The organism is Weissella cibaria, from assembly GCF_004521965.1.
GTDB classification, from domain to species: Bacteria; Bacillota; Bacilli; order Lactobacillales; family Lactobacillaceae; genus Weissella; species Weissella cibaria_A.
This window is the reverse complement of record NZ_SDGK01000013.1, coordinates 1-13,862: the sequence shown is the minus strand read 5'-3', so window position 1 is coordinate 13,862 and position 13,862 is coordinate 1. Positions and strand designations below refer to the sequence as shown.

Here is a 13,862-nt window from a genome sequence, read left to right as displayed (position 1 = left end):
ATTTTATTTCCCTGTTAAATATATATTTCATATACATCATATCAAATATAATTAGTTTGATACCAAATATTGTTTTCATTATGCCAACAAAAAAAGACCAAACTTTGAACAAAGCGTGGTCTAATTTCAGATTCGTATTATTTGTTAGTGCAATTCACCTTGGATAGCATTCGTGTGCTTACCCGGAATCGCTAAACCATAGCGGGTGTTTCCCAATGCTTGGTCAACCGTCATGCTGCCAAATGTATCATTGAACGCTTTCACTACGGCATCCAAATCTTGAGCCTTCACAAAAGCATCAACCGCAGCAGCTCCGTGAACGCCCATGCGCACAATATCCTTCAGACGGGCCACTGTAATGCCGCCCATTGCAACAACTGGCAACGTGCTGTTTTGTACAACAGTCGTTAAACCAGCCAAGTGCTCAATTGGTTGCGTTTCATCACCGTGCGCGCTTGGGTAAACCGGACTAACGCTGTAAAAGTCCAAGCCCGCTGGCACATCTTCCAACAATTCCGTACGATTGTTGATTGACACACCGGTGTACAAGTCAGCTGCCACGGCCGCCGCTGAAATTTCAGCGACTTGGTGACGATCACTCACGTACACACCATCTGCGGCAACTGCTTCAGCCAACTTCACATCATCAGCAATCAGGAAGGCAACTTGCTTTGCACGCGTAATGTTCCGAATGTATTGCGCCAAGTTTTGCTTTTCAACGCCTTCTAAACGAGTTTCATTTAAAATAATCATCGTCACACCGGCATTCACAGCCTTATCTGAAAATCCTGCAACATCTGCAACGTAGTCAGAACCGATGATTAACGTACTTGCTAATTGTTCTGCCTTAAATTCCATGATTTCTACCTCCGAAGACCTGCTTTATTTATTGCTTTAAGTGTAGTCGTTTACCTATGCACTTACAATAAAAAAGGAACTCATCCAAAATCAAAGACGCTTTGTTAACGGCCGTAACAAGGCGTCTCATATCGGACGTTGTCTTTAATTTTGTTCAGAAAATTCAGCTTGCAACGTTGCCTGTTCTTGATGATAGGCATTGATAATCCGTGACGTCGTCTCAGGTTCAACCTGATCCAAAACACTGCCGAGTATCGTCATGGCTCGCACGTAATCATAATCTGTTTCGTAGTAGTAACGCGCTTGTTGCGTCGCTTGCACAACTTCTGCGTTATCCCGATATAACAGCGCCTTACGGACCAAGCGTTCCGTAACTGACGCAGCTTCCACTAAATTATCTGTATTTTCTTGCAATGTGTCTAAGTCAGCTGTAACAATGCTCAGTTGACGCAAAACATCATCAACATTGATACGTGACAAATCAAGTTGTTGCTTCAAACGACCAAGCTCATCGTTCACCGCAAAGAAGAAGTCCATGTAATCCTTAGGCAAGCCAGGCAAGCCTTGACGCTCAAATGACCGTTGGATTTGGCGAATTTTATCGGAAAGCAAGGTCACACGATTGCGTGATTGCTGTACAGCAACTGGCAATTCCTTAAGGTCTTGCCACATGGCAACCTGCTCATGCTCAACGCGTTCCAATTCTTCACGAAGCGCCGTTTGCTTGTCAGCCAAAGTTGAAAAGACAACTTCATGCTTCGCAATCGCTTCCTTTAGTTCTTCCAAACCAACCGAAACATTTGATAATTGCATCTCCCAGCTATGCACTTGGCCAACTTCGTCCTTGGTAAAGACAAAATCTTGATTCAATCGATCTAGCTCGATATATAAGTCATGATTTTGCCGCTTATTGTGAACCACATATGCTGTCAACTGCTCGTTATTTTCCCAAACCTGTTGTGCAGCGGTTGCTTCACCTTCGAAAGTTTCGTACAACACTTCTGTACGGCTTTCCATTTGCGCAATTGACTCACTCACCTTCTTCAAGGTTAATTCAGCTAAATCATCAACCGTTGCAACGCGTTGTGCTTCAATATCCGCTAGTTCAGCAGCAATATTCGTTTCAAATTGGAACCCTTCTGCGTCCATCTTGTCATAGGCATCTTGTAATTCTGCCAGTTGACCAGGAATCGTATCATCCAATGATTGATACAACGCGGGAATTTGTTCAATACGTTGTTCTAGTTGGCTAGTTTCCATCCCCAACGTTTCATAAATTCCGGCCGCCGTTGCGTGATCACCTGCCTCAGTTAAACGGGCAAATTCTGCAAAATCATCTTCCAGCGATCCTAGAATTTCTTCTAGCTTATCAATCGCTGGCCCAAAACTGAAGTTCTGTGATAGGAGCGTCTTACGCAACTCTTGGTACTTACCTTCTAGTTCCTTAAGAGCGTCTTTGTGTGCCTCATCTAACTTTTCTAAGTCAGCCAAACCCTGCTTCACAACTTCAATGGTCGTTTCAGCATCACGAATTTGTTGTTGCAACTCTTTCAGCTCTTGCGCCGTCTTCACAAAGTTTAATCCTTGTGATTCAAACAAAACCGCATTTGCTTGCTCTTCAATATCCTTAAACCCAGTCGTTTCTAGATATCCATATTTGCCTTCCAACAATTGGAACTGTTTCAAAGATTGGCCAGTCAAACTTAATTGACGTCCCTTCACAAGTCGGTCACGCATTGGAATTTCAGCGAGTTTTTCTTTCTTGCGAAGTAACTTGGCAACTTTACGCGCAGTCAATCGTTGCGAGACAAAGATAATCAGGTAAATGGCCGCTACTACAACGATAAGGCCAATTACGATATGTCCAATCTGTGTCATGCTTTATCACCCTGGTGAATCCACTATTCACCAAACTCCTTACTATCGGGAATTATCTACCTACTAGATTATCACTGTAACGACCATTAACTCTAAAAACAAGACAGGCTTTAGGGTTTACTTGGGGTTCTTTAACCTTTTTTAATCGCATTTAGGGTTTATTGGCGTGACAACATTAACCGCTTACAAACACGACATCATTTATCCACCAAAATAGGCTAAATTGCGGATTTAACTTTTCCACATTTCCACAAAAGGGTTTTTCATAAACCTCAGGTTTGTGAATAACATGTTAATAACCACATTGAATTATGAGGAAACGATGAGTTTATGAACGCGTTTTTTCCACAGTTTGTCCACAGTCAGTCCACATACTTATGAACAAGTTATCCACATATCGGCTAATCGCATACGAACAAAAACCTGTTTCACCTTTAATTTTTTACGACAAAAATAAAGAGATTCTCGTTTTGTAAGCCAGTTATCCTCAAAAAAACGGTTTTGCTGCCAACTTAAGCGTCAAAACCGTTAGAAATTAAAATAATTCACCATCTGCGATCTCAGCTAACTTATCTCGTGATGGCACGAAGAATAATTGACCAGACTGAATGGTCGAGAACGTTAACAAATAATCAGACATATCCACCATCTGCTGTAACATCGCTTTGGTAACCGACCAGTACCGTGAATAACCAATAAAGTACGTCCCTGTTTTACCGCTGGCCGGATCTGAAAACGGCACATTCATCCGCACAACCTTTTGTTCCTCACCATCGATTTCAACTTTGGCGGCAACATTGTGTGCGTTGTGGAACTTCTCATCATCTTCAAGTTCCAAATCATCAAACTTATGACGACCAACAGCCTTTTCCTGTTCTTCAGTCTTCAACTTGCCCCAGAAGTCCATATCGTGTAACCACTTTTGTGCAAAGGCATACGACCCATTCTCATACTCTGGGTCTTCATCCCCGACCAAGGCATAGTCTGCCGCATCATATTCTCCCGGCGCTTCTGTCCCATCGATAAAACCAATAATGGCACGCCCTTCAAAGTAACGGAAGCCTTTCGTTTCATCAACCACCGTTGCAATTGGCTCTAAAAAGACCATAAATTGACGAACGACTTCATAAACCGTCGCCTCAGAAACGGCGCGTACGTGCAAAAAGACATCGCCTTCAGATGCCGGCATGTTGTACTTTGGTCCCTGCAATGTGGTATAAGTTTCCAACTGCTTGGGCACCGGTACACTTGGGAATAAATAATCCCATGCCGTGCGGCTGAACCCAATCGACACCTTCAATTGATCATCAGCTGCGCGGATGTGCATTGAACGGATAATTGCCTGCGAACGATCTGCAAATTCCGCAATAGCCGCCTGGTCATTTGCTAAATTATCTCGTCGCAACTTTAACACAACGAACGACACGCTCTTCCCGACGTCCTTCCAAACATCCTGTGCTTTAACTGGTTCTATTGCCACAATTTTGTCCTCCTGCAAAAAAATCTAATTTTAGTATATACCTAATATGCGAAGATTCTAGAACATCAGAAAAAACGGACGCTTCAAATCGAAATGTCCGTTTCATAGAAACTAGTTAATACGGCTTAATAAGACGACGACTAAAACAGCCACCGTACCGATTATGGCGCCAACTAACGGCAACATCTGCACACCAGCATCGTTCATCACCGCATTACCAACAAACGATCCACCAGCAATACCAAAATTCAACGCTGACACGTTTAATGCGGATGCGACATCCGTATGCGCCGGCGCTAACTTGGTCGTCGTCATAATAATACGGCTTTGTAGTGAGGCGTTCCCCATGCAAGCCACCAGCCCAAGTAAAGCAATTTCCTACAGATACCAACCCTGACGTGGCAAAAGTAGCAGCTGTAGCAACTGCACCACAATTTGTGCAACCAGAATACCAGTGACAAACCCTAGCGCTTGTCGATTTGCTAACCGACCACCCATCACGTTTCCGATGGTCACGAAAGCACCATATAGAACCAAGACACCGACAACTCCTGCTGTACTAACCCCAGTCACCTGGTGCAAATACGGCCGAATATATGTGTATAGCACAAACGACGAGCCAAAACCTAGTGTAGCCATTAATAATGTTAACGAAATTTTCGGATAACGAATCACCGTAATAATTCCCGCCAGTTGATTATCGGCCACTATTGGTGCAGACGTTTTAAGTACTTGCGTTAGTACCCCAAACCACCCAAGTAGACCTAACAAACCAACGACGGCAAACGTGGTGGCACGCCAGCCGACTGCCTCACCCAAATAGGGCCCAAACGGCACCCCAAACAAACTACCGAATAGCCAAGAAGCGGCCTCACCTTTTTTATCGATTGGCGCTAACTTGGTTAAATACACCGCTGCCGTAGCAAAAAATACGCCATGCACGACCGCCGTTAAAGCCCGTGTCACCAGCAAAGTGCCATAAGTTGGTGCGATTGCTGATAACAAATTCACCACTGCAAAGGCCATCATCAGCCCGGCAAACAATTGTCGTCGTGCAATTCGCCCGACAAAGCTAGTTGCAATGGGTGCGCCTATTGCCTGGGCAATCGTGTAACCCGTAACCAGCAGACCAATCATTCCCGTTGATACATGCATGTCCTGCGCAATATCAGTTAGCATCCCCACTGGCACAAATTCGGTTGTCCAAATTGCAAAGGTCGACACCGCCAACGCTATCGCAATTTTATAATATTTACTCATCTCAACACCTCACATAAAGTAACCACTTTAACGTATTTCAACATTGTGCGCTAGCGTTTCCACTATATGATTCTTTACGACTGCACCAAAAAAAGCACAAGGCATAAGCCCTGTGCTTCTTTGTGAACAACAAGTCCGAAATAATTAAAATTATCCCAACTTGTTGTAGTATTCAACGATAAGGTTTTCGTTGTAATCGTGGTCCAATTCTGAACGCTCTGGCAAGCGAACCAATGAACCCTTCATCTCGTCCTTATTGAACTCAACGAATGGCAACGTTCCAGCCTGCGCTTCCAGTGAAGCTTGGATGTAAACGTTCTTTTGTGACTTCTCACGAACTGAGATCTCTTGACCTACAGTAACTTCGTATGAAGGAATGTCAACACGCTTACCATCAACCAAGATGTGGCCGTGGTTAACCAATTGACGTGCTTGTTGACGCGTTGAGGCCAAGCCCAAACGGTAAACAATGTTGTCCAAACGACGCTCCAACAATACGATGAAGTTTTCACCGTGAGTACCCTTACGGAACTTACCAGCCTTGTTAAACAAGTTGTGGAATTGGCGCTCAGTCAAACCGTACGTGAAACGTACCTTTTGCTTTTCAGCCAATTGCATACCGTAATCAGAGATCTTTGCACGACGGCCGGCACCGTGATCTCCAGGGGCGTAGTTACGACGAGCAATTTCCTTACCAGTACCTGACAAAGAAACACCCAAACGACGTGAAACACGGAACTTAGGTCCAGTATAACGTGACATACTAAATGTCCTCCAGAATTTTATTATTGTTGAATTCTAGAGAATTGCCTCACATTCGTGCAATTCACCCAAACTTTCACCGCTGCAGCGCGGGTACTGGTGTGTTCTCCGCCATAATTGAAACGGGTCGGTAAATTGTTGACGAGCTTGCGGACAATCCGCTGCAGTTTTCAACACTTCCAATAGTTTAACAAAAAGGAAGGACAGTTACAAGTTGTTCTTCCCTACTTCATCGCTTTAATTTTGCTTTGAGAGTGCGTCAACCAAGACCCGGCCAAGAACACCAACAATAAAGATACCCGCAAGCATCGCCCCAGCAATTTGCAACGGCATCGTGCCAGACTTTGCTAGGCAACCATTCAAGCTTAAGATAACGATTGAAATGGCCCAACCAGTCAGCCGAGCAGCCGTGTCGCCCCAGTAACGAATACCAGGCATTGATGAAATTAAGGCTGCCAAGCCACCAAGTACGAACAACGTTGCGGCGGCAACAGTTACACCGCCCATAATGATGGAATCGCTACAAAAAATAATGCCAATGCAATCGTTGGATTTAACTTATGCATTTCTCAATTCCACTTACAAAAAATAAACTTTTATAAAACCAAAATATATTACACACCTTTCAACGGCTTGTGCAAATTTTAATTCTAACTCAAAAAACGCCTATATATAGGCGTTTTCCTTGTGATTATTTTTCCAAAAAGAACTCAAATCTTGATCCAACATATTGGGTACGAACATACTCAAATGGCTTACCCGCTGTATCAAATGTCAATTGGCGCATGACTAAAACTGGGTCACCACGCTTGATAGCAAGATATTCAGCGACCCTTTCTGTAACGGCAGCTGCTGTCACGGTTTGTTGCGCCTGACCAATCCGTAAGCCTCGTTGCTCCGACAATGCACGGTACAAAGAATTGGTTAAACTTTCACGAGCCAACCCATCAACTAGACTAGCCGGAATTGAGGCCACTTCAAATGCAATTGGTTCGTCATTACCATAACGCACACGTTCCATGCGTAACACTTGATCGTCGTCACCCAATTGTAGTCGTTCTTGTTCTGAATTAGATGCTTTCCCAATATGGAAGGAAATCGTGCGTGACGTGGCCACCTTGCCGGCCGCCACCATCATTTCAGTAAACGATATCACACCGTTTAATTGTTCCTGCACTTTACCTTCTGCGACGTAAGTTCCCGATCCAACACGACGTTCTAGGATACCTTCATCAACTAACATCATGACTGCTTGGCGCAAGGTCATACGTGAAACACCAAATTGTTCAGCCAATTCACGTTCAGCTGGGATTTTGTCACCTGGGACCCAGCGCCCAGCTTCAATAGCTTCATGAATTTCATCATGAATCTGAATGTAAACAGGTGCTGCCATACATTATGCCTCCGCGGTCGGTGCGTCTGACTTTGAGAAATGACGTCCTAGACTGTAGGTGGCTTCCAACACTGACAAATCAGCGCTAAAGACGTTCAAGTCAGCATCTTTGCCAATCCGCAACGTTCCCTTTGTATCAAGCCCAAACTCGACAGCTTGATTAACTGAGGCCATTTGGATAGCTTCTTCAATCGATGCACCTGTGAACGCCATGATGTTGCGGAAGGCGTCATCAAACTCAAGCACAGAACCAGCCAACGTGCCGTCAGCCAAACGGGCTTGCTTGTCCTTAACCCAAACCTTCTGACCACCCAATTCTGATTCACCATCCCCAAGCCCCTTGGCGCGCATTGAATCAGTAATCAAATCAATCCGGTTAGCAGTCTTAAGCTTGTAAGCGACGTTGACCATATCTGGGTAAACGTGGAAACCATCCACAATTAACTCCGTACGAATGTTGTCTTCTAACATCGCATGCCCTGTAACTCCTGGTTCACGGTGAGACATTGGTCGTTGTGCATTATATAGGTGGGTAATGTGGCTTGCCTTTGAATTGTGCTGTAAGAAATCACGGGTTGCATTTGAGTGACCCACTGAACCAATGATATTGTTATCTGCCAAATAATCTTCGAAGGCCCGAACGTCTGGCGCTTGTTCGGGCGCATACGTAATCAAACGAACACGGTTACCTGACAATTCATGCCATCGCTTCACCCAGTCAATACTTGGCGCAATAATGTGTTCTTCTGGTTGGGCCCCTTTAAAGTGTGGGTTAATGAATGGTCCTTCCAAGTGTACACCAACAATCGCTGGTTCTTGTTGAGCCGCCTCATCAACAGCCATCATCGACTTTGAGATATTCTCAACTGATTGAGTCATGGTTGTTGGGAAAACAGCCGTAATTCCCTCTGAAATTTGCCCATGTACCATCTTAACGATATCTTCTGTCACACCGTCCATGGTATCAAATCCATAGGCACCGTGCGTGTGGACATCAATAAAACCAGGTACAATAACCTTGCGGTCGGACCGGACAACTTCATCTGCAGATGTCAAAACCAACTCGGTCATCGGTCCCATTGCTTCAATTTGCTTATCAAAACGAATATAAGCATCCTTGATAACTGGATTTTCTTGTTCCCCGGTATAAATGGTTGCGTGGGTCAAAACTGTACTCATGATTAACTCCCCTTTAAGTGACATACTAAATTGGTACAGGCGGTAATTAACCGTCTCTATCATGTTCTTATCGCTTATAAGTTTACACGGTCTAGGTCACTTTTTCTAGTAACAGTTAAAAGCCACCATTTCCAGTACGACGAACGGGAATGGCGGCTTTTAAAGTTAACTATTAATCTGCTGACAAAGCATCAATTGGGTTCAACTTTGCTGCACGACGAGCTGGCAACAAGGCCGCCAAGAATGAAATGACCAAAGCTAAGATCAACGTCATCACGACATTGCCCAATGAAATTTGAATCATATCAAACTTCGCAATTTGGTAAAGGGCGCTGTTCAAACCAGCGCCAATACCGAACGCCAAGATTACTGCCAAGATGAAGCTTGCCAAACCAATCAACAATGATTCTGACGTGAACAAGTTACGAACGTCCTTCTTGCTTTCACCTAAGGCACGCAAGATACCAATTTCCTTCGTGCGTTCTGAAACGGACATGAACATCGTCACAATAATCATCAAGGCTGACACAATCAGTGAGATAGCGGCAATCGCTGCCAACACATTCGTTGCCAATGACACAATCGTGTTAATCGTATCCAAGATTGAACCAACCGTTACCGCTTGGTACAAACGCTTGCCATCTGCATCCTTCATCTTGTTAACTGCCTTTTGGAAGGCCTTCACATCATCAGTATGCTTCACCCGAACCGTCACGAACAAGGCACGCGTATCCGCACCAGCTTCCTTGTAGGCATCTTCAATGGTGCCTGCCGTTGTTACGTTAGCTGTACCGGCTTGGCCGGCATCGATAACCCCAGCAACCTTGAATGTTTTATTAATTTCAACTGGTGTCATCCCGTCTGACTTAACTGTCATCCACTTAACCGTCATCGTCTTACCAACGACTGATTGCCAATTCTTGGTATTGAACTTCTTCGCAACCGTCTTCTTGTCGACCAAGATTTCGTTCTTACCAGGCACATGACCAGCCTTGATCAACTTCTTTTGGTAAGTTGCTGACCACGTTTGCACCGTTCCAAGTGAGTATGCCTTACCATCTAACGTTGCTTGCACGTTACCGGCTTGATAACCCTTTTGCAACGTCTTCACGTACTTGTTGGTCTTAATCTTCTTGATTTGGTCATCCGAAATCGTCGTCTTATCCATATCGACGCCGGCTGTGGCCCCAGAAGTTTGACCAACACCGCCGTTATCACCTTGATGACGGGCAACCGTCACAGCCGTTGGATTAGCCAAGGAATTGACTTGGTCATTAATGTAGGCCTTAACCCCATTTCCTAACCCGGTAAACAACATCACCGCAAATAAGCCAATCGCTGTTCCAATCATAATCAATGAGTTACGCCAGAAGTTATATGTTAAGTGCTTAAACGCATTACGGAATGACGCTGCCGCTGGCAATGGTCGATCAGCCAAACGCGTATCATCAGACGGTAGTTCGAATGACGGACGCAAACGTTGGTCGTCATCAATTTGACCATCGGCTAAGTGAACAATCCGCGTCCCGTGGTTCGCCACGTCTTGTGAGTGCGTTACAGCAATAACCAGCTTACCATCCTTGGCAATGCCTTCTAGAATTTCCAAAACTTCGGCCGTGTTCTTACCATCCAACGCACCCGTTGGCTCATCGGCAATAATCACCTTTGGATCAGAAGCCAACGCACGGGCGATGGCCACACGTTGCTTTTGTCCACCTGACAATTGGTTCGGGTGCTTCTTAATTTGTTCTTGCAAACCAACCTTTGTCAGCAGTTCTGTCGCGCGGGCCACTTTCTCCTTTTGGCTCAACGTCGTCATCTCTAATGAAACCAATACATTTTCCAAAACCGTCAAATGACTAATCAAATTGTAGGCTTGGTAGATGTAACCAATCGTGCCCCGGCGGTAAGCATCAAGTTGCTTTTCCTTTTTATGGTCCAAAACTTGACCGTCAATTGTGACCTGCCCCTCAAATTCACGATCCAAACCACCAATGATATTCATCAGCGTCGACTTACCACCACCTGATTCACCCAGAATTGAAACAAACTCGCCCAATTCAAATTCCAAGTCAATTCCCTTCAAAACTGGGAACTCTTCTTTACCCAAAAAGTATGACTTGCGGATATTTTGTAATTCCAAAAATGCCATTGTTCTTCCTCCGGCCTTTCATATTCATATTTTCATTAAGTTAAGTATAAGTGTACCGTCCCCCCATACCTACGTCAAGAAAAGTTTAATCTGCCGATTGATGATTAAACTTTTTGTGGTATATTAAAATTAAATCAAGGAGGTACATCATGAACCGAGAAACAAAAAAAGCGCTCACGAAACAACAATTAATCGCAAGCGCAACGGCTTTGTTCCGCGAGAACGGCATTCACAATACGGACTTAAAAAGTATCGCAGCTGATGCCGGTGTTTCAGTGGTGACCTTCTACAAGTATTTCGATAGCAAGGATACCCTTGTCCGGGAAATCGCTAACAATGAACTAAATAATCTCTTTGACCGTATCATGGCGATTGCAGAATCACCGGATTTGACGATTTTAGACAAAATTAAAGCCTTCGCCACAACCACCGCAACTGCACAAAAGAAAATCGCGACCACATACGGACCAGAAATGCTTACCTTGCTTGAAATGGATGATTCACACATTCGGACGGTTGCTGACACACGCCGAGATACTTTTTTTACGACCATTATCGAACAAGGTCGGTCTGAAGGCTTCTTCAATGCTGACGTCAGCACCGCCGCTATTCGCGTATACATCGATATGTTCATGTCGTACGATCGCCAAAAAACCTTCGCTCTTGCTCAGGGTGAAATCGATATCAAAACACTTGATCAGCAACTTGAACAACTATTTTTCTACGGCTTAATGGGGTATATCAACGTTGATAAGCGCACCCAACTAGACCAAATTCGCCAACAGAATAGAGAGTGAGACAAAAGGCATTATATTAAGGGTTCAGCATTTTGGAACACGTTAAAAAGCCGCTTGGTATGGCCCCGTAATCACGCACAACTAATAACTCATCCGGACTAAACACTAGGATACCACCATGTGGGTTTAGTCGGCATGTGATCGATTTTGTGCGGTAGATTGCTTAATTGTTCCTGCGTCATCATGTGCCGTTCTTGAATCTGACCGTCAGCAGCCATGATTGTTGCGCCGTTGTCCGCCACAATATTCACCCGGTCTAAGAAAACGCGGAATAACATTTGGACGTGTTTTAAATCGCGATCACTCGCCACGATGAATTTTCCACCAGTTGCTTCGTATTCTTTTAGAATCTGCGCAAATAACTCCCGATTAAATCGTTTCCGATCATTTTAACAGCGTACCATCCAAATCAGTTGCCACAAATTTTGTTTGCTTCATCATGTCACCTCACTCAAAAATTAATCTAACGCAGAATTTTGAAGTTGGTGTTCAAATGCGAGTAAGTTTCGCTTCCAAGTCACACCGGCCCGATAATTTTCCAATGTGCCATCTTGGCGGACGATGCGATGACAAGCGCCTAAAATCAGTAATGGATTTTTCGCAGCCGCTGTGGCAATGGCCCGGACAGCATTAGGTCGCCCAATCGCCGTGGCCAACGCTTGATAACTCATCGTCGTACCCGTCGGAATAGTTTGCAAATATTGCCAAACTTGCCGTTGTAAATCGGTGCCATGCGATTGCCAATCCACCTGATATGGCGGTAAGGCCTGTCCTGCTAAATACGCGGCCACCAGATTGGCATAGTGCTGCTTGGTTACCGGCATTGGTTGACCGGTTGGATACCAAACCTGATATTCAGAAACCGGGTCATCCGCCAAAGAGACAAATTGCACGCCCTTTGTTGAATAGAATAGCGTAATTATGCCATTTAACAATGGATAACTTTCATAATTAATCATCAGCTAATTCCCCCTACGCACAAGTTTAGCAAAAAGGAGCGAACCTGCGCTCGCTCCTATAATCAGTTAAATAATTGTTTCCAGCGTTGCCAAGACACCATCATGCTCATTATCAAATAGTGCCTCACGGTAGCCACGGCCAAAGAGACGTTCATCTGAATTCGGCATAATATATACTTCGCCCGCCAATTGCATCATTTCAAAATCATTCATACCATCCCCAAAGACCGTCAAATCTTCAGGCGTTAATTGTAATTCGGCAATCATCGCCGATAGACTAGTTGCTTTATTGACACCTGCTGCTAAAATATCAACCGCGCCATACCCTGACGTGGTCGGGTGCAAAGGCAATGTTGTCGCTTGAATGCGGGCAATCGCCTCATTTGAATGGACAACATCAAAAATCGCCGTCACGCTAGCCAATGCTTGGGGAATGTCGCGTAAGTGATCAACCATATGAATTTGACCATAGACCTGCGTCATATAGTCTTGCAAGTCAGCACGTAGCTCACCATACCCATTTAGGCGGTACATACTGTCGGCAGAAAAAGCAATAATACCGTCCTTTGGAGAAACATCTACCAAAATTTGTTCCAACTCAGTTAGTGTGTCTGGGTCAATCGTGCGCAATGTCGTCGTTTCCGTCCCACGCACGTGCCATGCAGCACCGTTATTGGTCACCAGATGAACACGATCAGCTAAAGCACCAAACTTTGTGCGCACCCACTTCGCTTCTCGCCCAGTAGCAATGGCAAATTGGTCGCCTTGCGCATCCAACTTATCCAAAATAGTCGTAAAACGATTATCATCAAACGTCTTATCCTCGTGTAGGAAAGTTTGATCTAAGTCAGTTACGTACAATCGTGTCATCTATGTTCACCTCTACTTATCATTTGTCACTTACAGTGTATCAAAGGTATTTGGGGATAGATACCCAAAAGTACAAAAAAGGCAATTGCTTTTGCAATCGCCTTTTTAATCAGTATAGCTCATCAGGGAGTCGAACCCTGGATGCCGGTGTGAAAAACCGGAGTCTTAACCGCTTGACCAATGAGCCGTGAAATTGTTGAATGCTTAACGATGAAAGCAATAGCTCATCAGGGAGTCGAACCCTGGATGCCGGTGTGAAAAACCGGAGTCTTAA

Annotated in this window: 14 protein-coding genes and 1 tRNA gene; 1 reads left to right on the top strand and 14 read right to left on the bottom strand. The window is 44.6% G+C overall.

All coding sequences use genetic code 11. The annotated features are described in order from the left end of the window. Positions 1 to 144: 144 nt before the first annotated feature. The 10 genes from EST42_RS02065 to EST42_RS02025 form a co-directional block, all read right to left on the bottom strand. Positions 145 to 858 carry a thiamine phosphate synthase gene (locus tag EST42_RS02065; RefSeq protein ID WP_134644000.1) on the bottom strand — a complete coding sequence of 238 codons (714 nt, stop codon included), beginning with the start codon at positions 856 to 858 and terminating at the stop codon, positions 145 to 147. Positions 859 to 1,002: 144 nt separating this feature from the next. After that, positions 1,003 to 2,736 carry a septation ring formation regulator EzrA gene (locus EST42_RS02060; RefSeq protein WP_134643999.1) on the bottom strand — a complete coding sequence of 578 codons (1,734 nt, stop codon included), beginning with the start codon at positions 2,734 to 2,736 and terminating at the stop codon, positions 1,003 to 1,005. Between the two features lie 535 nt (positions 2,737 to 3,271). Further along, the gene (locus EST42_RS02055) at positions 3,272 to 4,216 is read right to left on the bottom strand and encodes a Dyp-type peroxidase (protein ID WP_134643998.1); all 945 of its coding nucleotides are present in this window, start codon (positions 4,214 to 4,216) and stop codon (positions 3,272 to 3,274) included. A 111-nt stretch (positions 4,217 to 4,327) separates the two neighbouring features. Further along, on the bottom strand, positions 4,328 to 4,564 hold the full coding sequence (locus EST42_RS10880; RefSeq protein WP_245150331.1) for a hypothetical protein: 237 nt from the start codon (positions 4,562 to 4,564) through the stop codon (positions 4,328 to 4,330). Between the two features lie 30 nt (positions 4,565 to 4,594). Next, positions 4,595 to 5,476 (bottom strand): MFS transporter, encoded by an 882-nt coding sequence (locus EST42_RS02050; RefSeq protein WP_245150330.1) that lies wholly within the window; start codon positions 5,474 to 5,476, stop codon positions 4,595 to 4,597. 150 nt (positions 5,477 to 5,626) lie between these two features. Further along, positions 5,627 to 6,238, bottom strand: a complete 612-nt coding sequence (rpsD, locus tag EST42_RS02045) for a 30S ribosomal protein S4 (RefSeq protein WP_134643997.1) — start codon at positions 6,236 to 6,238, stop codon at positions 5,627 to 5,629. A gap of 237 nt (positions 6,239 to 6,475) precedes the next feature. Then, positions 6,476 to 6,745, bottom strand: coding sequence for a hypothetical protein (locus EST42_RS02040; protein ID WP_245150329.1), 270 nt, complete (start codon positions 6,743 to 6,745; stop codon positions 6,476 to 6,478). 184 nt (positions 6,746 to 6,929) lie between these two features. Beyond that, a complete protein-coding gene (locus tag EST42_RS02035) occupies positions 6,930 to 7,631 on the bottom strand; it encodes a GntR family transcriptional regulator (RefSeq protein ID WP_134643996.1) in 702 nt (233 codons plus the stop codon). 3 nt (positions 7,632 to 7,634) lie between these two features. Further along, positions 7,635 to 8,810 carry an N-acetylglucosamine-6-phosphate deacetylase gene (gene nagA, locus EST42_RS02030; RefSeq protein ID WP_134643995.1) on the bottom strand — a complete coding sequence of 392 codons (1,176 nt, stop codon included), beginning with the start codon at positions 8,808 to 8,810 and terminating at the stop codon, positions 7,635 to 7,637. Between the two features lie 172 nt (positions 8,811 to 8,982). Then, entirely contained in the window at positions 8,983 to 10,962 is a 1,980-nt protein-coding gene (locus EST42_RS02025; RefSeq protein WP_134643994.1) for an ABC transporter ATP-binding protein/permease, read from the bottom strand. Positions 10,963 to 11,111: 149 nt separating this feature from the next. Here EST42_RS02025 and EST42_RS02020 point away from each other — a divergent pair, with 149 nt between their 5' ends. After that, positions 11,112 to 11,759, top strand: a complete 648-nt coding sequence (locus EST42_RS02020) for a TetR/AcrR family transcriptional regulator (protein WP_134643993.1) — start codon at positions 11,112 to 11,114, stop codon at positions 11,757 to 11,759. Positions 11,760 to 11,857: 98 nt separating this feature from the next. Here EST42_RS02020 and EST42_RS10875 read toward each other — a convergent pair whose 3' ends face one another. The 4 genes from EST42_RS10875 to EST42_RS02000 form a co-directional block, all read right to left on the bottom strand. Beyond that, a complete protein-coding gene (locus tag EST42_RS10875) occupies positions 11,858 to 12,070 on the bottom strand; it encodes a hypothetical protein (protein ID WP_245150328.1) in 213 nt (70 codons plus the stop codon). A 147-nt stretch (positions 12,071 to 12,217) separates the two neighbouring features. Beyond that, entirely contained in the window at positions 12,218 to 12,718 is a 501-nt protein-coding gene (locus tag EST42_RS02010) for a methylated-DNA--[protein]-cysteine S-methyltransferase (protein ID WP_134643992.1), read from the bottom strand. 66 nt (positions 12,719 to 12,784) lie between these two features. Then, positions 12,785 to 13,588, bottom strand: a complete 804-nt coding sequence (locus EST42_RS02005; RefSeq protein WP_134643991.1) for an HAD-IIB family hydrolase — start codon at positions 13,586 to 13,588, stop codon at positions 12,785 to 12,787. Positions 13,589 to 13,703: 115 nt separating this feature from the next. Beyond that, positions 13,704 to 13,775 (bottom strand) — tRNA-Glu (locus EST42_RS02000). Positions 13,776 to 13,862: the final 87 nt, after the last annotated feature.